The sequence below is a fragment of the Vibrio sp. 1731 genome, assembly GCF_033339955.1.
GTDB classification, from domain to species: Bacteria; Pseudomonadota; Gammaproteobacteria; order Enterobacterales; family Vibrionaceae; genus Vibrio; species Vibrio alginolyticus.
This window is the reverse complement of record NZ_JAWOVO010000012.1, coordinates 1-21,641: the sequence shown is the minus strand read 5'-3', so window position 1 is coordinate 21,641 and position 21,641 is coordinate 1. Positions and strand designations below refer to the sequence as shown.

20 protein-coding genes and 1 tRNA gene are annotated in these 21,641 nt (G+C 41.9%); 12 read left to right on the top strand and 9 right to left on the bottom strand.

Annotated elements, in window-relative coordinates:
- Window positions 1-188: 188 nt before the first annotated feature.
- Entirely contained in the window at window positions 189-1,820 is a 1,632-nt protein-coding gene (locus R7035_RS14835) for a methyl-accepting chemotaxis protein (RefSeq protein WP_258483480.1), read from the bottom strand.
- 553 nt (window positions 1,821-2,373) lie between these two features.
- Here R7035_RS14835 and R7035_RS14830 point away from each other — a divergent pair.
- From R7035_RS14830 to R7035_RS14790, 9 genes are all read left to right on the top strand, one after another.
- A tRNA-Leu gene (locus R7035_RS14830) sits at window positions 2,374-2,453 on the top strand.
- A 400-nt stretch (window positions 2,454-2,853) separates the two neighbouring features.
- Window positions 2,854-3,741, top strand: coding sequence for an HTH domain-containing protein (locus R7035_RS14825; RefSeq protein WP_180769564.1), 888 nt, complete (start codon window positions 2,854-2,856; stop codon window positions 3,739-3,741).
- A 4-nt stretch (window positions 3,742-3,745) separates the two neighbouring features.
- Entirely contained in the window at window positions 3,746-4,603 is an 858-nt protein-coding gene (locus R7035_RS14820; protein ID WP_193246494.1) for a hypothetical protein, read from the top strand.
- 1 nt (window position 4,604) lies between these two features.
- Window positions 4,605-5,534, top strand: coding sequence for a hypothetical protein (locus R7035_RS14815; protein WP_258662303.1), 930 nt, complete (start codon window positions 4,605-4,607; stop codon window positions 5,532-5,534).
- Window positions 5,535-5,542: 8 nt separating this feature from the next.
- Entirely contained in the window at window positions 5,543-6,094 is a 552-nt protein-coding gene (locus R7035_RS14810; protein WP_205460998.1) for an adenylyltransferase/cytidyltransferase family protein, read from the top strand.
- A gap of 81 nt (window positions 6,095-6,175) precedes the next feature.
- Window positions 6,176-7,366: a site-specific integrase gene (locus R7035_RS14805; protein WP_140139238.1), complete on the top strand. Its 1,191-nt coding sequence runs from the start codon at window positions 6,176-6,178 to the stop codon at window positions 7,364-7,366.
- A gap of 79 nt (window positions 7,367-7,445) precedes the next feature.
- Entirely contained in the window at window positions 7,446-7,835 is a 390-nt protein-coding gene (locus R7035_RS14800) for a hypothetical protein (protein WP_318146176.1), read from the top strand.
- A gap of 29 nt (window positions 7,836-7,864) precedes the next feature.
- Window positions 7,865-8,422 carry a hypothetical protein gene (locus R7035_RS14795; RefSeq protein ID WP_169644539.1) on the top strand — a complete coding sequence of 186 codons (558 nt, stop codon included), beginning with the start codon at window positions 7,865-7,867 and terminating at the stop codon, window positions 8,420-8,422.
- Between the two features lie 62 nt (window positions 8,423-8,484).
- On the top strand, window positions 8,485-8,907 hold the full coding sequence (locus R7035_RS14790; RefSeq protein ID WP_169644537.1) for a DUF2787 family protein: 423 nt from the start codon (window positions 8,485-8,487) through the stop codon (window positions 8,905-8,907).
- Window positions 8,908-9,708: 801 nt separating this feature from the next.
- Here the strand turns inward: R7035_RS14790 and R7035_RS14785 are convergent.
- On the bottom strand, window positions 9,709-10,590 hold the full coding sequence (locus R7035_RS14785; RefSeq protein WP_140139243.1) for a helix-turn-helix transcriptional regulator: 882 nt from the start codon (window positions 10,588-10,590) through the stop codon (window positions 9,709-9,711).
- A 267-nt stretch (window positions 10,591-10,857) separates the two neighbouring features.
- Between R7035_RS14785 and R7035_RS14780 the strand changes: the two genes are divergently transcribed.
- Window positions 10,858-11,115: a hypothetical protein gene (locus R7035_RS14780; RefSeq protein ID WP_169644533.1), complete on the top strand. Its 258-nt coding sequence runs from the start codon at window positions 10,858-10,860 to the stop codon at window positions 11,113-11,115.
- A gap of 296 nt (window positions 11,116-11,411) precedes the next feature.
- Entirely contained in the window at window positions 11,412-11,588 is a 177-nt protein-coding gene (locus R7035_RS14775; RefSeq protein WP_019280745.1) for a hypothetical protein, read from the top strand.
- Between the two features lie 345 nt (window positions 11,589-11,933).
- Here R7035_RS14775 and R7035_RS14770 read toward each other — a convergent pair whose 3' ends face one another.
- Both R7035_RS14770 and R7035_RS14765 read right to left on the bottom strand, forming a co-directional pair.
- A complete protein-coding gene (locus R7035_RS14770) occupies window positions 11,934-12,608 on the bottom strand; it encodes a hypothetical protein (protein WP_025607861.1) in 675 nt (224 codons plus the stop codon).
- Between the two features lie 545 nt (window positions 12,609-13,153).
- Complete coding sequence (locus R7035_RS14765; protein WP_310650399.1) at window positions 13,154-13,636, bottom strand: DNA polymerase; 483 nt, start codon at window positions 13,634-13,636, stop codon at window positions 13,154-13,156.
- A gap of 353 nt (window positions 13,637-13,989) precedes the next feature.
- On the opposite strand from R7035_RS14765, the gene R7035_RS14760 reads away from it, so the two are divergent.
- Window positions 13,990-15,015: a hypothetical protein gene (locus R7035_RS14760; RefSeq protein WP_318146175.1), complete on the top strand. Its 1,026-nt coding sequence runs from the start codon at window positions 13,990-13,992 to the stop codon at window positions 15,013-15,015.
- Between the two features lie 60 nt (window positions 15,016-15,075).
- Here the strand turns inward: R7035_RS14760 and R7035_RS14755 are convergent, their stop codons facing one another.
- From R7035_RS14755 to R7035_RS14735, 5 genes are all read right to left on the bottom strand, one after another.
- Entirely contained in the window at window positions 15,076-17,118 is a 2,043-nt protein-coding gene (locus tag R7035_RS14755; protein WP_318146174.1) for a DNA polymerase, read from the bottom strand.
- 66 nt (window positions 17,119-17,184) lie between these two features.
- Window positions 17,185-19,008, bottom strand: coding sequence for a helix-turn-helix transcriptional regulator (locus R7035_RS14750; protein WP_169643915.1), 1,824 nt, complete (start codon window positions 19,006-19,008; stop codon window positions 17,185-17,187).
- A 2-nt stretch (window positions 19,009-19,010) separates the two neighbouring features.
- Entirely contained in the window at window positions 19,011-19,667 is a 657-nt protein-coding gene (locus tag R7035_RS14745) for a hypothetical protein (RefSeq protein WP_169643909.1), read from the bottom strand.
- Between the two features lie 129 nt (window positions 19,668-19,796).
- Complete coding sequence (locus R7035_RS14740) at window positions 19,797-20,417, bottom strand: hypothetical protein (RefSeq protein ID WP_169643911.1); 621 nt, start codon at window positions 20,415-20,417, stop codon at window positions 19,797-19,799.
- Between the two features lie 143 nt (window positions 20,418-20,560).
- The gene (locus tag R7035_RS14735; RefSeq protein WP_169643913.1) at window positions 20,561-21,124 is read right to left on the bottom strand and encodes a hypothetical protein; all 564 of its coding nucleotides are present in this window, start codon (window positions 21,122-21,124) and stop codon (window positions 20,561-20,563) included.
- Window positions 21,125-21,641 lie beyond the last annotated feature (517 nt).

The following is a 21,641-nucleotide window of genomic DNA, read 5'->3' as shown; positions in this document are numbered from 1 at the left end:
GCGTTTTTTGTATTGGTTATGTTATTGAGTACTTGGGGAAAGTACCTGACGAAGTAAAACGCTCCAAGTGGTGCTTTGGAGCGTTTATTAAGATAGTGATTTAATATATACCTAAATATACCTCAGTGATGACATTCAATTTAAGCAAATCGGGATTGATTTGATATCTACTAAGGTACCCACTGAGTTTAACTCAGTTTAAAGCGGCCCATTACATCTTTAAGAGAAATGGATAGCTGGCTTAGTTCGCGGCACGCCTGTGCGGTTTGCTCCGAACCTTGCGAGACCTCTTGAGATGCCAAATGTATGTTTTCAATGCTGCGGTTAAGCTCTTCTGCAACAGAGTCTTGCTGGTTACAAGCCGTGGCGATTTGGGTACCCATGTCTGAGATGTCCGAAATCGAATGCTCAATGTCGCTCATCAGCTGTTTTGATTGAATGCCTTGTTCTGCACATTCTGAAATACTGGTTCTAGAAAGTTCAGTGGCTGATTTTGCGTCTTTTGCAAGTGATTGTAGCTGCTCAATGATCGAAGTGATTTCACTCGTTGAATCTTGCGTACGGCCGGCAAGAGTTCGAACTTCGTCTGCAACGACGGCAAAGCCACGACCAGACTCACCAGCACGCGCCGCTTCAATGGCTGCATTAAGTGCAAGTAGGTTGGTTTGATCGGCGATGTCGCGGATAACATCCACGATCACGTTAATTTTATTCGATTGCTGTTCAAGCTCTGCTACGGTATCGCCTGCAGCGCCAATTACGTTTGAAACTTCTTGAATCGCGTCAACCATACCTTGGGTTTCACGAACACCGTGTTGTGTGCGGCGGTTTGCTTCGTTAGCTTGGTTCGCTGAGTCTTCAGTGTTACGAGCAACATCGGCTACGGCCGCTTTCATTTCTGTCATTGCTGTTGCGATGTGCGTAATTTGCAGCTGTTGATCTTTCATACCAGACGCAGAAATATCGGAGATTTGGTTCATCTCTTCGACAGCGCTGCTTAACTGAGTAACTGCAGCAATCACATTATCGATAACTTGGCGTAAGTCGTCTTGCATCTTAGTGGTCGCGTCTGCCAGTTCACCAAGCTCGTCATTGCCGATTGCTTTACGGTCAATGTCACTTGATAGATCACCTGTCGCGATGGCATTTGCTTGCTCAACAACAAGTTTAAGTGGGCCACAAATTAGGCGAGTCAGCACGTATGTCATGCCTACCATGATCAGTAGAATAATCACGTTACTTGCAATTGAAGAATTACTCAATCCATTTACAGAGGACAGGATATGAGTTTTGTTGCTATCCATAGCTTCTTTAAGGAGACGGATTAGTTCGCCTAACTCTGAGTCAACCGCTTCGAAAGCAGACAAAGAGTTCGCCAAAATAGGGTGGGCCTTGCTTTTGTCGTTAGCTAGCATCGCTTCATTGTACTGGTCCATAGTAACCAAGTACTTTTTCCACTGACGCATAAGACGCTGGTAAGTTTGCTGCTCTTCGCCAGGCCAGATAGTTTCACCGTAAGCGTTGAGCTCTCTAGTGATCTTTTCGCGTTCTCTAATATTGTTAGAAATTTTAGTTTTGACTTGGTCTGCGTCTTCATAAGTGTACGCAGCAAATTGAGCTCGGCGCCAGCGAGACAAGTGATCTCGAATCGAATCGACCCTTTCCATTGCAGGAAGCGTATCGTCGGTATAGTTTAAAAGCTCAGATTTGATGCTTTTGAGCTCTGTAGATAAAAATACGCCAAATGCAATGTTGACGATGGCAATGAGTAAAAACGATAGCGATATCTTTTTCGCTATAGAAAGATTCTTGATAGACATTAGTGATATACCTTGTTTTTCTTATGTTGTGTCGCCAAAGTAAACCACATCCTTATATGTGATATATGTCCATTAAATTACTGCAACTCGTGTAACGTACCATTATTTATTGATATTTTCGATAATGAATTGAGCTTTGTTTGAAAATAAAAAAAGTCAATGATTTTATAAAGGTACGACCACATTCGATATAAAGTTATCGGTAACAAAATATGATGTTCTGTACGCAGTCGTGCCAAGAGTAGGGAATCAAATTGTTACAGATGTTACAGCGGTGAAAAGATCAGCGTTCATAGCTGATAGTCGCGTGTTTACCTCGAAGCAGTTTCGGGCACTAGTATGCGTATGACTTTATAGCTAATGAAAGGGAACGGGTGCTTATTGGTCTAATTGAATGCCAAATATACTAGGCAGATCGCTTTTTAAGCACTTAAATCAAAAAGATAAAATTTATTGTTGACCAGATAAATTAATCCGTTAAAGTACGCCTCGTTCTCACGGCAAAGGTCGCTGAGACAGATGGTGTCTAACCCATCGCATGATTGCGTTGCCCTGGTGGTGGAATTGGTAGACACAAGGGATTTAAAATCCCTCGGCGTTCGCGCTGTGCCGGTTCAAGTCCGGATTTATCAAGCCAGCTTAATGCTGGTTTTTTTGTGCCTGAAATTCAGATAAACCTCTCCTCAGAATCTTTTCTCCTGTCTATCTCCTGTTCCCTGTGCAGATTTCCTGCGCAAGTTAAGTGCCAAGAATCTCCTGTGCTGATGAGCTGTGCGTGAATTCCGTGCCAGCATACTCAAGGCTAAATTCCCGTGTTTCTCTTGTCTTAGTCCGGTCTGGTGGGGCGTGATGAAGCGGACGCGAAACCTAGTAAAAGTTTTTATGTAAGGGTTAGTGTCCACTGCCGGAATTTACTTTGGTCACGGACAATGCAAAAAGTATGATATCAACGATCTTTCAGTACTTTTGTTCGGCCTGATCTTGTCTGATGTGTTATGAATATAGTTGCTATAAAGAAAACAAGGACAAAAGTATGACGCTTCTTGAAAATATTTATGAGGTATTGGAGTCCGCTGACGTAGCCTTAACGGATAAACAAATAGAGGCGAAGTTGCGTGAACAAGAAGAATATAGGTCAAAGTCATCAAATTTGGTAACCCAGATAAGGGCCCGTTTGTATACGGATATCAAAGAAAAGCCCGTTAGTAAATTTGCTGTGCTTGCCCCGAATACATTTGGCTTAAGCTCTTGGCTAGATAGAAAGAACTATGAGCAATACGAGCCTAGGGAAAAGGAAATACACAAATCCCACCTAGATGAAGTCATTGCCGTCTTTGAGAGGAGTTTATTAAGTGAGTTGTTGCCTGGCAATGGACTAAGAACGATGGAACCTCCATTAGCTTGGTTTGCTTCAAACTGTCAGCCAATGTTACGAAGAGATGCAGAGCAATCTACTGAATATATTCAATTAGTAAGTTCATTTGTTATCACCAGTGGTTCGTCTATGTTCACTCACGTTAGATCTGGCCGAGCTCCAGAATCAAGGTTGAAGGGAGAAAAATCAATATTACTAGGGGGACATATTGAGTATGACGAAGTGATGCAGTTAAGTAGCGATATAAATTTCGATCTCTTTGAGCAAGCAAAATTATTTACAAGAGAATTAGAAGAAGAAGTAGAGCTAAAAACTAATAGCAATATGAAATTTATAGGTTGTATGTATGACGATAGCCGAACAGTAAGCTCTCAGCATTTATCTTTGTTACACCACGTCGAATTAAAAAGTCAAGATGTGATTGTTAAAGAAAAAGGATATCACATAAATCCAGAATGGATACCAATTGAAGAACTGAAAATAAAACGTGATGAGTTTGAAAACTGGTCTTCAGTTGTCATAAAAACAATATTTGATGTGGAATGAAAATATGATTGAAAGTATATTAAATATCAGAATTAGTATTAATAAATGGACGAGAGATAACCCTGTAGATTGGTATATCATTACGCTGTTATCTGCAGGTTTAATTTATTTTTTTAAAGATAGTGATTTTTCTATATCAATTAAATATTCTGATGTTGATTACAATGTTGAAAAATGGATTTTGATAACATTGTTAATTGTGGTTGTGTTTTTATTGTTTATAATTTTTAAAACTATCAATAATAGGTTTGTGAAAAAGTATAAAGATACACTTTGCGAAAAGGAAGGAATAATTAAAGATTTTCAAGAGGTTGGGTTGGTTAAAGCAGATCAGAGCATAGAGACTGGTATGGATGCTAAAACAATGCTTTCTAACGTCAATAGTAATTTTATGTTTTTAGGGACAGGTGCTAATAAGCTTACTTCACATCCCGAGCAGTTTAATGAACTTCTAAAGTGTGGGAGTGTGAAGTTTTTGGTTTGTGATCCAGAAAGTAAAGCGCTTGAGAAAATAAGCTCCAGAGCTAAAACTGATTATATAAACACTGTAAAAGCATCAGTGGAACGATTAAAGGAGTATGTTGATGATGGCCACGATTTGGAACTTAGACTTTATAAAGCTGATTTAATCGAACAAATGCCTATTTTTAGATTGGCTTTTTTTAATAAGAATCAATGCTTGTGTTCCTACAATTTCTTTAGTCCAGATACTAAAGATGGGACACAACTTCCACAATTGCATATTGTTCATCCTGAAAATTCAAAAAATCCAGAAAGCTTTTACTTCGCGTTTAATAAGTATTTTGAACGACTTTGGGAGCTAAATGAATGTAATACTTATACAGGTAAAAATAAAGAATAATATGTTAGACTATGATTTTACTTACTTAGGTTGTGGTAATAAAATTTCCGCTAAAAATCTTATAAATTTAGGTTTTATAGAAAATTACTCTAAACTTGAAAATGATTCTGAGTTTGCAAGATTATATGATAAAGATGTGGCTGTTTCGGTTGATACTGTTATGCCAATATCAAATTCTATTAAGTTGTATGTAGAATCGACATTTTATCATTGCGCAAATGATTTGTATTCACATGGAGTTATTCCTAAATATTGTACAATATCATTTGGATTTTATTTTGGTTTATCGGATTTAGAAAAGAAAGACATCGTCGAAGAGATGAATAAAGTTTTACGACTAGAGTCAGTTAGATGTGTTAATTTTCATTCTTATTTGTCAGATCAAACGTCTATTACTATGACTATTTTTGGAGAAAAAGACCTTGATGTTTTAGATTGCTCTAAGATAAATTCTGGAATGAAAATAATTTTAACAAAGCCAATACTTGATTATGGACTGGATCATGACTCTAGCGATAGTTGGGTACTAAGTACCTCCAATAAAATAGTTGTAGAATTGAAAAAAAGATATAATGTTATTTGTAAAGATGTTTCAGGTTTTGGACTTATTGGAAGTATTTTCCCCTTTCTATACGATAGCTCTTGTGGAGTAAAATTATATAAACATTCTGAATTTTATATTGGAGACAATAAAGAAGAACATTGTTCCTTTAGGCGAAATATTGAGTCTTTCTCTGATTATGTTTCAAGTGAAATTAGAGATGACTTTATGTTTAATAAAATGTTTATTGGTCAAACTAACGGTCCTGTGGTTATTTTTACTAATGACTGTGAACAAGTTCTTTCCTATCTATCTTTACATGACCTATGCCCAATCTTGATAGGGGAGGTAGTAACTAGTGGCAGTGATATCAAGATTGATTTTAAGTGAGGATTAAAATGGATTTTGCGTGTATTCATGGCAGGTTTCAACCCTTTCATAATGAACATCTTGAATATTTAATGATGGCTAAGTCTAAATGTGAACATATTATCATTGGAATAACTCAGCCTGATATAACTTCATTAAGTTCAATTTATGGGATTAGAAAGAGAGTATCTTCTATTGATAATCCGTTAACTTATAATCAGAGGGTTGAAATGATTACTAGAGTATTGGATTATTTTAAAGTTGAGAAAAACTCGTATAGTTTTATTATGTTTGATATTGATGACCCAGAAAAAATAAAAGAAAATTTGAATCTTAGTTGTAAATGCTATACAACGATTCGAGAAGAATGGAACAATAAAAAGATACAGACATTAATGTCTTTGGGGTATCAGGTTGAAGTGTTGAAAGAAGATTATTCACCAACTAGAATTACGTCGACTAATATCAGGGAAAAAGTTTTGAATGGAGATGAAAGTTGGAAGGATGATGTTCCTAAAGGATGTTCTGACTACTTGGAAGAAATCGATTTCGTTTCAGTTTTGAATAAAAATCTTTCATAGAATTAAATGAACAAAATCCGTATTGAATGCAATCTATAACATATATTAATATTATAAGTTATATTGTAAATGGTATGCAGTATGGATAAAAGGTTTAAATTCACTACGGCTAAGATCACTAGCTTACCTTCCAATGACCTTAATTCTCGGTCCACTGAAGCAGAGTATTCCTGTTCCGAATTATCGGGCTTCAAGGTTCTGGTTGGTAAAAATGGGCGAAAGAAGTGGTTGGTTCGATATACCTTAAATGGTAAAAAAGGCTCTTTATCTCTTGGTACGTTTCCAGAAGTTTCCTTGGCGGATGCAAGGAAGAAGGCGCAACGTATTAAGCTAATGGTTGCTGAAGGAATAGATCCAAAAAACTCAACCGTCAAACCAGACATACCTACTGTATCTGAATACTTCAACAATCACTTCATTAAAATTTCTAAGTCACGCAAGAAAAGCTGGCGACATGATATAGCAAGATTTAACCACTGTGTTGATATTTGGGATATCAGTTATGACCAGCTTAAAGTTTCACACATACAGTCCATGGTCGCAGGATTGATGGATAAGGTTCATTTACGTGGTAAGAAGCTAAGTCGTTCAACAATTAACCGTGTGTTATGTTTGCTCAAGCTAATGGGACGCATGATAGAAGAAGAGTACTCCATTCCCAACGTTGCGGCTCGTGTTAAGTTGTTTCCAGAAACAGGAGCTAGGGAGCGATGGCTATCGCCTCAGGAGATAAAACGGATTTTCGAAGAGCTAAGAAAACCGGATTATTGTCCTATTCGTAGCCGGTTTATTATTCTGCTTTTCATGCTGGGATGCAGAGAACGCAGTCTCAGGGCTGCTCGTTGGCCAAATATTGACCTTGAAAATGGTGTGATGCGTATACCAAGGGAAGACTCAAAGAATGGGTTTCAACACCAGATCCAGCTTACGCCCCAGGCGATTCAAGAGTTTCGGTTTTTGCTAAGGCTCAAGAAGAAGGGGAACCCATATGTATTTCCAGGGCAAAAAGAAAAGTCACACATCAGCCAACCTCGACATTTATTCAACAAGATCAAAAAAGAATTGATGCTTAAGGAACCCGATCAGATCGTTTTTCATACAGCACGTCACTCTTATGCATCATCACTTATATCTGCAGGCGTTGATGTTGGTGTGCTAAAGCAACTTCTCGGCCATAAATCCATTAGTAGCACAATGCGTTATGCGAGAGCTGGGAATGAGTCTCTTCGTCAATCTTCGCAAGTTCTAATCCAATTAATCGACGAAGCCTAATCGCTTCGATATTAAATCAACATATCAAGCCCGAACCCAACGAATGAGTTCGGGCTTTCTTATATATGGAGTTTTGAAAATGAAAATAATCACACAATTCAATGAGCTTGATTCTCTACCGTTATCGGAAGAGACAATAGCAGCTTTACGACACCACATGACTGAACCATTCGAATTTGATGATGTAATTACTGCTGAATTCTGGCAAGAGGTTAGCACTAGCCTGATATTAATCGAAGAGTCAGATACGGATGAATCCATTAATCAGCAACCAGAGAGTGTTCAGCATCTTATTCGTTTTGTACAAAACTACCCCGAAACGGTTTACCTTATTAACAGTACTGACACGGATTTTATCATTGCCCTTGCCATCATCACATCAGCAGGGGGCGGCGTTTATTTAGTTAGTCCGACATCAAATACGTCTCACCCTGTACAGGTTTTGTTACCGCACGCAGAGTCGCTATAACTCAAGCCAAACAATAAGGATAAATATCTATGTCCCGCAAAACCGCCAGTAATAAAAATAAAGCCGATAGCGAGGTAGAAGTTATGGAAGAAAACTTACAGACAGGAATGGAACCGGAGAAAGTACAAGAGACACAAGACCAAGGTAATCAGGAAGCAATAGAGTGTGAGAATACTGCCACTTTGCTATCAGGGAAAGCTAAAAAGCTTAGTCCAAAGAGCGAGAGTTACATTTATTTCGACTTGGTCAAAACAATAGAAGATGAAGAACTGCATCTAAAGCTAACGGGCAATGATAGTGGGGGCTTATTTACCAAAGAACTCATTTCAATAAGAAAATTGATAAATATTCTTAAGGAGTACAAAGATAAATCATTTAAAAGTACAGTGTTAAAACCAGCAATAATCGGCGGAAGTGCTAATAATCCCTCGTTTACAGCTAGTGCACTGAGATCTGATACGATTGGACTAATAAAGGCTGCGCCGAATAGTCTGTTTCTTCACGTTCTGTCGACAAATTTTGATGAACGTCGTGATCAACTGCTCGCATTAGTTGACGCTGACACCTCCACCGAAACTACCGCATAAACCCCTTTCATACTGCGCACTAATCAAGAGCGCAATCCTCGAAAAATCAAAGAGAAATTATTATGAAACTGACCTATGGCGAAAAGCTAGGGCTACCTGTGTCTGATGCTTTTAAACAACTAATTAATGAAGAAGTCAGTAAACATCAAATCAACAATGACGTTACCGCAATTACGCTTAATTACCGTGATAGTTTATATACACCCGAAGATGGAGGATTTCACCCAGTAGAGCTACGTTTTGAGAAAAAAGATAACTGCTGGCATCTGGCTTACCTGACTGACTTTTCCTATGCTGGCCTTTACTCTGAACTTGAGAAAGAAATTGATTTCGATGTGACTCACGATGTCGCTTTCATCCGGTTCATGGGCGAAGTACCACTAAGCAGGCCAGATGTGCAGGACTTCTTTAAAACTTACCAGGCTAACTTTATCAGCTATGTAGCAATGGAAGCTTACGATGACGTTAAGCTAACTGTGGACTGAAGGAACGACCAGACCGGGACAAGAAATGAACAGGAGAAATTTTCACGTTGCTCTGGTCTGTACATTGGACAAGCCATCATGCCAGTGAAAACAAGGTGCGATGGCTTTTGCCTTTTCATTACTGGTCACCGAGCCAAGGGATTAGAAAATCCTTGAACTTCAAAGCCAAAGGAGGAGATCTGAATGACCTTGTGTCAAATCAGTAGTTGGAACTGTCAGGGAAAATTCCCGAGAAAGTTAGCGTTCGACTCATGGCTACATGTAAAAGCAAGGGCTGAAAACAGGTGCGTTGTGTTTGTGGAAGGTCAAAGCGGCCACGGAGCCTAAATCACATTGTTATAAGGTGAACTGGCCGGTTGATGGGGGACGGATTAGTAATCGGCTATTCCGGCCCCATTACTATTACTGGCAATGAGGAAGGGTAATGGATCGCCAAACGGACAATTTTCGTTAAACGTGATGCACTCTAACGATAGCCAGAGGTGATTGAATCTGTAATTTCAATAGCTATATATTATTAACAATTCGGCCCCTAGCGGGTTATTTATTAGTTTATTAGGATGTACTAAAAAATAGCAACGTTTTAAGTTTTCCCTTATTCGGTATCAGTCTACGATTCCATCAAGTCAAGGGCTTTGTATGCGGAGCATGGAAAGACAAGAAAATGGCTCATACTGGAATGTTCAAGGCTAGGGCCGAGGCGTTGGGTAACTCGCGGCTTGATTATGTAGCGGGGTGTCTACGACGGAGATGCCAGCCAACACCAAGATTTAGACGGTGATTGACTAGGAACTGTGGCTTTTACATGACGGTGTTCAGGTAGATCTGAAGTTCTTGCTTCAACTGGTACCGTAACCAGTCGGGTGACAATACCTCTGCATCAGGAAGCCACGCCTTTAGCTGACGAAGCAAGTGTGGAATGTTATTGGTTTGGTTACAGGCTAATACGTCTCCGGAATCCAGTACTTTCAACACTCGAAAATCATGGTCGGTGCTTTCATTGAAGAAGGCATCGGCAATGCGTCCCCGAATCTGTATAACCACGTCAACAGGAGTTATTAACTCAACATCTGATCGCCAACCAGTGATGATCTGCTCGACGTTAGTATCGGGAGAGTATTTGTCCTCATATCGGACTAACTCGGAAATTCTGGCAACTCTGAGTAAATCTAGGCGGTTTCTGTGTGCTCCGGCGAGATACCAGAGTCCTCTATCGTTCACCAACCGGTATGGGTGGAACTGATCATAGGCCTGTCCATCGCAGACAAAGCTGATTACGTGCCGTAGTTGAACCGATTCGATAAGTTTCTGGAACATAGAAGCGTTTTCGCTGATGTCTTCAATCCGTGGGTTCTTGAATAGAAACGGCGGCGTCGATTTGTTGTTAAGCACTCCGTTACTCAGGTAGTGCTTGCCTGAAAACAGGGTGTCGAGTCCCATGTTGGCAAGTAATGTTGATATTTCGTGGCTAGTCTGCTTACCCAAGACTTTTGGATCAAGAAAATAACATGCACCTTCGCGTTGAATAGGGAGGTAATTTAATCGCTCATTGAAATCCCGCTGCAGGGTTCTTTCACTCACACCGAACTCTCGCCTCAATTCTTCCAGACATAGCCGTTCTCCCGTATTCAAACGGGTCAAAATAATACCAAGTCTTTTCGCTAGGGTGTCGTGTTCTTTCATGCTACGCATTTTAGATAGACCACTCGTCAGGGCATGTCGTGCTTTGAGAGAATCCGATTATTTCTAGCGAAACTTCATAAGGTTACTGATATTGCTATAGCTTTTATTGGTCGCCACAGCGTATGTCTGACAAGGCATATATAACTTGAGTGAAATTGATTCACTCGTCTCGACACTACCTGTCGATCACCCTCTTTAAACTATTAACCATTCTCGCTTTCGGTGCCTTTACCGATGGCGTCATGACGTATTCAAGGAAACAACACAATGAAAAAATCAATCATCCTGCTAGGTCTAACGTGTCTATTCGCTACCACATCATCATTCGCTGGCGGTACGCTCGGCGGTAATCCGGCTGACATTTCGAAGATAGAAAAATCCTGGAATGGGAAAGCAGGTAAACAAGTTTACTCTCAGTCTGGCCCACGTATTGAGTGGTATGCCGATGCCTGTGGAACCATGAATGGCAAAGTCATGGATGTGGCGAAATGCGGTCTAGATACCCCTAAAGGTAAAGCACAATAAGTTTCGTTGCGGAGCTTGGCTCAAGGTACATCGGTTTCGAATTGGACTCTCTAGGCCGAGGTATCAATGAGCTTCGCAACACCCCATTACTTCATCCAATAAACAATAAGGAGTCTTTATATGACGATTAAATCAATCACAACCCTAGTAACAACCTGTCCGGCATGCGGTGAGCGTGCTTATGATGATGGTAGCTGTCAGGTGTGTGGTCACTCTCACTAAGCAGTGTTACAAAAAATTAGAGGACCATGTTCTTTACTGAGCATGGTCCTTTTTCATATATAAAAGAGGCAAACATGCAAAGCAGAACCTTTTCACAATCGTCATCCCAATCCAAAAAGAACACAGGTATTCGTGCAGCGAAAATAGGTGCAGCTCTCGGAGCTAGGTACTATGGGGCCTACGGTGCTTTAGCTGGTGGAGTTGCTGGGTTTTTGATCGGTATTGTCGCCGACGAGGTTATAGATGATTGACTGAGCGCCAGAAGAGCAGGGGAGAACCCTCTGCTTTTTTTTGTTAAGGGGCAATGAGGCTCACAAAAGTGGACGTGTTTCCTTAGTAAATGACTCATTAAGGAATGTCGTCCACTTTCGTTCACGCAGTGATTACACTTGATTTTTGAGTTCTGAGTGTCTCCAAATTATTTTTGGACAGAAGTTACTTAGAGTTTCTACTTAAAGTAGCAAAACACGAATAACTTCAAGTATGGAAAATTCACTTAAGTTCAGTGTCCACTCTGACTGGAGCAGATCAAATTGAAGATATATCTGAGTCTGTACAACCATTCCCAAAAACTATACCTCTTCGTGGGCTAATATTTAGTTTGGAAAGTTTCTGATAAGCCGATATGTAATTTTGGTATTGTCGGCTTCCAAAACATCAATCACAGCGCCCTTATAACCAATTTGATTCGACTCACTTAGGTCATACTCTGCTTCATTATTAAAAGCTGGTCTTGCCATGTCATTGGAAAACTCACGGTAACTAATATTGATTTTATTTCCTACCTTACCGCTGTATATCAAAGTCTGTTGGAAACTGTCTTGGAACTGGGACATTTTCTTAGTGATAGTAAACTTACCATAAGCATCATCTACACAAGACTTCGCACCAAAGATGGTTACAAAACAAACTTCATTTTGTTGATTATTTTCTACGGCAATGCCCTGTATAGGGTCCGCTAATGCCGCTTTAATAACGCCAACAGGAGAGAAAAACTGTTGCTTGTTATCGTATCCGAGTTGATTGTAGTCACCCTGAGGTATGTCATACGCCAAACTTTTAATCATGCTTGATACGCGTAATACGCTCATTTCAGCCATTGTGCCTTTGCTAACCAAATGGTCTCCGACATAAGCTGTTTTAACTTCACCAACAGATGGATAGTCAACTTTAGTGACCGAGTTCGCTGGCGAACCATTGTATTGAACAGATGTACAGCCACCCAACGCAGCTAACGACAACCCTACTAAAAGTAATTTATTATTAAACATATAGTTCCTTTATTTTTAGCCCCATTGAACGGCATATAGTATACACACTTGATTGCATTTTAAAATAAACGTTATTCTTGAGGATAAAGTTAATCGCGGTATAACTTTTTGTATGGTGATACAAATATTCTGCTTTATTTCTCTGAAACTCGAACATTATTTCTCCACTATAGAATGCTTTTAACTCTTTTAGCAGCTTTTCATACTCCTATCATGCAGCCTTTCCAATCATAGTTCATTTGATAATCAATAGGTTAACGAGAGTTGTTGGATCTTAGATTACAAAATGACGCATAATTTTTAAATTGCTTACTTCGACGCGCCCTCGGAAAACTTTGGGTAAGGGGAACTTTCATCCAAGAGAAATTAATTAGCTTCAGTGATAACAAGAAAAGGGGGCATAAGTGTGCTAGGGAATTGGTACCACTAAGAGAGCTATCCAATCAACTAAGTATCGATTTGCCCACTAATCACTATTTGAGAAACAGAAAAAGTGGACACAAAACCTTAATACTAAATCCATTAGGCCTTGCGTCCAGTTCTGGTCATTTAGCTAGCCACACATCAAGTGTGTTCGGATCACCATCTTTGGTCCAACAATCTGGTTGGCTTATGTTGATATCGGCTCTTATCTTCAACTGAGGGTACATCTCCTGCACTACTTGGGTCATGATCTGTGCAGTTAACTCGCTGACTGCGCTTAGGTGTTTTTTCGGTGCTTCGAAAACAAAGGCATCGTGCATCGCAACGATCAATTTGGCGTCGTAACCTTTATACAATTGATGAAGTCGATTTCCGGCTGCTTTGAACAGTGCCGCAGCTGTACCTTGCACTGGCATGTTCACCATCCAGTTTTTCTCAGTATGGCCGCGCTTAGCATCCAATTGGCGGTATCGGTGCAATCCCGTTGCAGTGCTTACATGGCCTCGTAGAGCGCCATACTGGGGCGTTTTATCAATTGCTTTTTGCAGTTCGGGGAACATCGATAGAAATTTATCCATCAGTTCCGTGGCATTGTTGACCCTGATATTGAGTTTTTTTTCGCTATTCCAAAGCTGGTGATACCGTAAATTAGGCCAAGTGTGAATTACTTCATGACCGCTCGTTTCTCTGGATATTTTTCTTTGAAGGCCGACGAATCGCAGCTGCGGTATTCTGATTCTAACTCATTACAAAAAGAACTCTTGCGCCATGGCTGTGTAAAGATCGCCTTGGTTATACATCTTGACTAAGTTTGAGTCACCATACACGCCAGCAGCAATCGCCACGGAGCCGGAGAGACCACGTGGTTAAGAGTCTTTTAAAGCATGTAATAGGATTGGTGGCCACCTTCAATTGCTGTACTATGCGCCTTTGATTTGGCTGGAAAAAGAGAGAGGCGATGGGTTACAAAATCAGTAGCAGCGATCCAGATATTATTACTATGAAAAAGTTGTACGGAGATGAGCTGGACGTATTCCATCCAAAACATAAAAGAACACATTTACCTGGAACAGAAACGTACGGCTGGTCTCAGTTAGATCTGTTTTATGGACCCTTGATGAAGCTTTATCTTCGCCACTGTACTGAGCATTGCAAATTTTTGCTGAATGTGAGTGAGAAAAACTTCTCGATCGTGATGAATGTTCTTCCGAGACTTGTTGAGCATAGCCAGCAAGATGAGCAGCTGTATGAGCTGATAGGCAAAGCGTTGCGAAGCATCGATGACTTAATATCAGATATAGTATCGAGTATTGAGTTTTCAGAAATACTGGCGCTTATTGACGAAGATGAACCGACAAAGCCATTTGTGCCGCCATATGAGCTTGCTTTAGAGAGAAGTAAAGAAAGTTGGTTTGAATTGACGCAGTACTGTGTTGATAAAGGGGCCGTATCGGAGGTGACCAAAGATCTTACGTCTGGTACGAAAATCCGAGAACACCATGTTTTGGCAGTACTGGCGCTCAACTTAACTCAATTACTAAAAGAACATGAATCGTTATGGACCTTAAATCAAGCTAAGCGCTTGCTCCCCCTGATTTACTCTTTGATAGAGAAAGCTGAAGAAGAGCAAGTGCAGGAAAGATCAACGAAGAAGAAAAGACAGGTAAAGTGTCCCGATCTTTTCTTAGCTAACCAGCTTGGTAAGGCTGGGCGTAAAAAGAAGGCAGAGAGCACGACAGACAAACAAGACATGGAAAAAGTCTACCTGTCTCAGGAAACAGTTAAGCTGGTGTTCTTAAAAGGCTGGCTCTACCACATGACCAACGATGAAAAAGAGTATGCGCAAACACAGTTAGTGTATGAAATCATCGATAAATTTAATTTGTCAGATGGTCAGGGTGATAAATCAAAATCGGTAAATCGTTGGCTCAGCAAGATCAAAAAGCCAGGTGAATTACTAAAATATTACGCGGGTTCTGAATAGTCGTAATCAGATGCTAAAGGCTGATTGTGGGGGTAGCATTGCTAACCCCTCCATATACTGTTAACGCTCTGCAATCCAACGTTCAACACTGCCTGCATCCCCATCTTTAGTCCAGCAATGAGTGGCAGAGTCATTCAGGTCGATGCGTGGCTTGAGTTCAGGGAAGAATTCAACCACAGTCTGAATCATCACGTCGATTGTCAATCGTCCAACCTCTGGCATCTTGTCTAATGGGGCTTCGAAGATAAAGGCATCATGCATAGCCAAGATCAGCTTAGCACCATAGGGCTTGTAAAGTTGGTAGAGTCGATTCCCCGCGATCTTAAACAGAGCGGCAGCTGTTCCTTGAACAGGCATATTCACCATCCAGTTTGTCTCGTGGCGGCTTAGTGCACCGCTATTAGAACGGTGGCGATGTAATCCGGTACTGGTGCTCACACAACCCCGATATGCTGCTTGTTGTGGCGCGGTTTCCATCATGTGTTTCAGGGTAGGAAACATAGCTAGGAACCGATTCATCAACTGTTTGGCTTCGAGTTCTGATATCTCAAGACGGCTACCCAGTCCGAAGGGGGATAGGCCGTACAGAATACCGAGTACACATGTTTTCATGATATCCCGCTTGTCTTTGTGCTTATGCTTGAAAGTGCCGGAATCGCATTGCCGATCTTCGTCATCCAGTTCGTTGGCATAGAACTCCTGAGCCATGACTGTGTAGATATCCCCCGCGTTGAACTTAGCAATCAGGTTTTTATCGCTGTAGACCGCAGCTGTGATGGCGACTTCAATCTGGGAATAGTCCGCTTCACCGATGCCATTTCCTTTCTTCGGGATGATGAGTGGGCGCATTGCGCCAGGTAGTCCGAGCAGGTTCGGGCTGGCACAAGATTGTCTCCCGGTTACGACTTCCAGCTGTTTGTGCTCTGGGTGCACGCGACTATCGGAACCGATAATAGTAGGCCGAAGCAGTATATCTCTCTCAATGGCTTGAACCTTGCTAAATTCAGCCAGTAGGCCGATGGCAGGGTGGATATGGGCCAGATCTTTCAATAGTTGCAACTTGAAGCTGTACTTGCCGCCCTTGTTAAAATGATCGAGTAAGTTGAGTTTACGGAAAAACGTTTCTTTTTGTTGGTGACTATTGGGATTGTCTAACCCCATTTGTGCCAGCTGACTTCTGAGCGCTTTCAGCTTAGGCGTACTGGCATTGAGCACAGCGTTGCATTTTTCCCGATCAACACTCACCCCATGCCACTCCATGGCTGCATTGGTGATGGTCCAGGGCATCTCCACCGTGATAAGGTGGTGGTAACTTCCCTGGAGGGTCAACTGCTGCATCTGAGACAGGTAAAGCTTTGCTGCAACAATAGCGTCTTCAGCTGCATAGTGGATCTGCTCGCGGGTAAATTCTCCACTGTCATAGTCAATAAAGGAGTGCTGCAAGTCTGATTTCACCAAATTGAATCGGTGGTGAATATCATAGCGGCTCGCCACGGTATTTAGTGCATAACGGATCCGATTGTTTTCAGCGTGCTCTGCTCTGGCGCAAATCTCTGCGTTCTCTGAATCAAATACCTGATCATTGTCTAACACATGCAGGCCCAGATATCGTGCTCTCTCGGCGATACAGGTGTCCCAGATATTGCGAGGCTCAGTCAGACCCAATTGCCAGAGACAATGTAACTCGGCTTTGGCATGGTGGGCGATATAGGTCGTGGGCAGGTCAAGCAATGGCTGAAGAAGTTTCGGTTCTTTGAATTTAGTTAAATCAATAACATAATTGTGAAGATGCAACTGATTGCCTGTGTTGGTCATCAAAGTAACAGCCATCAATAGGGGTTGAATACTTCGGATATCCTGTTTTTGCTTGTTACCTCGAAGTGGGATTGCGAGGCGGCTGAACTTAAACTCAAAGTCTAGTGACACGCCGGTCAATGGCAACTGATGAGCTAGATGTATCAGATCTTCCAAGTCTTCTTGGGTTCCAATGTACGTCACCGCCGCTGAATCTAGTGGTGGCAGCATTGGCAATATAATAGCACTTTTCTTTGGCTCGAATTCGGCTTCGTTAAATCGTTTTGCTAGTGCGGGCAATAAATTCATAATCAATATTCTCTCTTGGAAACGTAGGGCCTCCGGGTGGCCAGCAACCCTATAAAAATGGTTTTATTAGGACTTTTGGCCACTCCAGTAGCGACGGACGGTGCGAACGCCTATACCCAACTGCTCAGCAACTTGCTTTTGTGTTAAGCTTTGTTGTTTAAGTTGCTGTATTTCTTGCTTTTTAGTACCAGTTGTTCGTGCGCGCTGACTATCAATGCCGAAGTGCTCGCGTATTTCTGCCAGATTGTTGAACTCAGCATCGTACTGATAGTTAGGGTGCGGATTGTTCTGGAAAGTAATAACCTCACATGGCGATGTGAAAGGACGCACTCGGCCTACAGCCTGTATCACGGTGCCCATTTCTAGGGTCTGCAACATCGGGTCAGTCAGTTGAGCTACATCGGTATATCGGTACTTATTGTCAGCAATGCGGGCATGACGGCGGCGAGGGTTCGGCAGTACTTTGATTTCCATTTCCAGCTGCTCATCACTGGCTCGCATGTCTTGTAGGGCATTCGCTAATATGGTTTTGGTAACGTAGTAGCTATTCAGACAGTAAGCACAGTCGAATTGCTCGAACTGGTTAATGCCAATTACACCGTAGTGGATGACTGGTATCTGAGTGATGGTGCCATTGGAATCGTATTCTTCGCCATCGACGATTTGAACATCATCTATACTACGGACGGTTAGCATCTCATTCAGCGTATCAATGCAATATTGCTTATGCTTTTTCTTTGAGATCAGCAGCACTCGTTTACCTTCCCGGATGCGCTTGAGAGTTAACTCAAGAAAAAAGTCCAATATCTGTGGGGAGTTCTTCAGGAAATGACCAGATGTACCCAGAGAAGAGGCAATATTCAGCCACTGAGTACCATCGCCTTTAAAGGCTGTGTCCTGATAGAAATTGTGAAAATTAAGCCCCAGCTTATGGTTCAGCAATGTTTCATGAGTCGTGCCGCTGTAGAGTAGAACATCGCAGTCCGCCGCAAGTGGTGTTGCAGAAAAGCGTATATCACCGAACTCGGTTTTCTCGCGTGAATCTAAAGGCGAATTCATCAGTGCTTGCAGGTCAAAGTGAATGTTGCGGAATTCTCCCGGCCAGTGGCGCTCCCCAATAGTAACCAGCTCTCGGATTTCCGTCGGATAGATCGAGGGCATAGACCATACGTCAGGCTCTCTCAGGTCATCTGTTGCTGCATTGAGTAGGCTTTGCAAGGCAAACACGCTGGCGGCCTTGCGCTTCTGAGAGATGTCTGATTCGCACAAACAGAAGATTAGGTTCGCTATTTCTTCTTGCGTGATAGTGCGGCTATATGGTGTTAGCGATACCGTCGCTTCATCAAAAATAACCAGTACATTCTGAGCTTCACACTTAGCTTTCATTCGAGCAATAAAATTCAAGTCATTTGTCAAATGGGCTTGGGTAGCGAAGAGCACTTGGGTGCCGCGCAAAACATCACCAAATTGATCTTTCCAGTGGCATTTCTCTTGATTAGGACATAAGGCGCAAATAGTGCGTTTACCAAGTATAGAAAGGCCACGCTGTTCATAGTCCGCCCAGTCAGCATTGCGCTGCTTACCGCACAGCTCTTTAGGACGCGGGCGGAGATTAGTGATTTTGATATTTTCAGGCGGGAACTGGATATAGTCGCGCTCATTGATGATAGCGCGAGTGGGGGCCAGCACGATGATCAAATCATACTGACCTGATTCTATGCCATATTCTATCACTTGATCCATATTGGTAGATTTACCCACACCTACCGCCCAGTTAATCAGCAGGTGAGGGTGCTTCTTAAGAAGTGACAGGACATAGAGACCATTATTTTCTTTTCTGAAACCAGCAAGCGCCATAGCGCTGCTGATTTGATTCAGAGACGAGTTCATTGTTAAGCCGCCGTGTAGCCATAACATTGAAGCATCACTTGGATACTCGGTATTGCTGCCAGCTCTTCGCTAGAACACTTCTGGAACACGTCGCTCAGTTTAAACTCCCCGTTAGCGTAGGCATTATTAAAAACTTCGATCTCTGACTGGCCCAGATCGATGTTCTCAGGTATCGGTTTTAAATCCACGGTATAGCTGTTACGGTGACGACTCATGAGTATCATCATTGGCTCTACAGCATCAAAAACTGGCAGGATTTGCGGCAGAGCTGCTTTGGGATGGGTAGCATCGGTGATTGCCAGAATCTCAACTTGACGAGAGCTGAAGTTAAATACAGGTAGCAGTAGGCGGTTGTATGCTTTGTTGCCAGCACGACATAGCGGGCAACCATTACCGTTACACAGGATGTAGCCTTTCTTCTCTGGCGTATCAATCCAGTGAATATTCACATCTTCATGCTCAACGGAAAAAGCCATGAAGGGAGTTGCGCTTTCGCCCACTCTTGCTTGTTCAAGTACGGTTTGGCTTGGCACGGTATTAGCGGCGGCACGATCTTTAAGTGTCTGGAGTTTCTTTTGTGTATCGTTTAATGATGCTTCCGGAGAAAGGGCACCAGATACGACAGTTGTGACAGCATTAGTTTGGATATTAGTGTTCATATTGAATCCTTCTAAACATAAAAATTTGTTGAATGGGGGCCTCTCTGGGGCCACCCGTAGAATGTAAATGGAATTGTGATTTCGTCCTATCAGAGTGTGTCTCACCCATTCCCACTGAGTGCTAATTCATTAAGCTTCAGCTGGTTGTGTAATCTTTGAGTGGTGTTGCTGACTGTAGTCGAGGTCATGTCGTACAGCGGTTACAATGTCAAAATGCAGTCCAAGGAGACGAGAAACCTCGGTTTGTTGGAGCTCTTCTTCATCCATGAACTCACCCCAGTAAGGCACGGTGATTTGATGTAATAGGCTTCCAAAGATGGCAAGCGTGCCTTCGACGGAATAGGACTTGCTTTCAATCAAATGTGAGAGAAAGTCGTATAGGAACTGCGGATATCCAGGCATTTGATAATCATAAGATGACCAGAACTCTTTATCTTCAAAGTGGATGCCTGCAAACTCTGAGTGCGCGTCGAGTTCTTCTGGAACTTCGAAATAGATGAGAAACTCACTGTCGATGAAATGATTTATGCGACGAGCGTTTTCTTCCTGATCATTCGTGAAAACATCTGAATTGTGACAAATACTAAAGGCACCTGGACCAATATTTTCTGCCCCGATAGATATTCGGTTTTTATTTGGGTTAATGCCCAGGTCTTCATTCGAGTAGAACGGGTCGGTGATAAGACCTAAATATGCCTCAACATAGGCTGTCAGTGGCTTCGGAATAATAGCTTGTACTGAATTGTTCATAATAAATCTCCGTGTTGTATTGGCCGCTTAATAACTTAAGCGGTGATTTCAGGGTGCAAGAGGCCGTCACCGATATTTCACGGCTAGTTGCTTAATTAATATGTGTTTATTTTTCGTGCGGTCTGAATAAACAGACTTAAGTGTTAGTCGCTTTGGTGTTGAAGTCTTACATCGTGGGCAATAGCTCTTTCGACATCAAAGTGGTCGCCCATCGTTCCGGCTAGTCCGGTATGAAATAACTCCTCTTGGTGGAATGTGATTGCACTGGTAATCGCACCAAATATTTCCAGCATAATGTCCAACGGAAGCGAAAGGTTGGAGCGAAGGTACTCATAAGCTTGGTACATCTGCAGAGGCAGTCCTTTGTTATTGTCAAAGTCGTACACGGCTTCAAATTCCGCAGGTTCTACACCCTCGAAGGTTACTTTAGTTGTCAGTATGTGGGTATTACCTACTAGATGTTCAGATTCTGTTCTGAAGTGATCGGTCAGTCTTAAGAAACGTTCGTGGTCATACTCTCCGTTAGTACAGATCAGCGACTCAGAGTTGTTAAAGGCCATGATCAGGCCGCCAAATTCAGAGTCTCCGTATGCGACCAGTTCTACAGTTTCATCTTGCTCGTTAACCAGAGAGTTTTCGTTACCAACCAGTAGGTTAGTCAGAATCTTAATATCTTTTTGGATGGAAGCTGGGATTCTGTTTTCCATGGTTTAGTCCTTATCAAATGTTTCAATATGTGAGCGAACTGCTCAGTCAGGAAGGATTATGTAGTCAGAGCCCAAAATAGGACAGGAAATAGAATCTCACGGATTCCCATAGAGTGGGTCTTGGGGCTATCTGGTTGATTTGTAATGTTATTTACGTAGCGTTTATGTCAGGTGGCGGGGACGTAAATACAGTAAAGTGGCCACGAAGCCTTTAAAAATAATATGTTAAAGGGTTGGTGGCCACTTGGTGAGTTCGAGGTCTGTGATCTGGCCTAGAAATCTGTTGTTGAATATGCGCTATGTTGTATTTATATCAAAATAACAAGCAATCAATAGGCTGGGTAAATGGAACAAATCTCAATAATTCACGTGGCTATCGCTGGTGCTGTCATCGTGGTGATACTTGCGCTTGTCAGTAGCAGAAAAGTAACACGAGGCTTTGTTGCTTAATTCGATGAGAAGACATGGTAGCCCCATGTTGTTCAGTTCTTAAACAACATACTGAGTTTCAGGCATA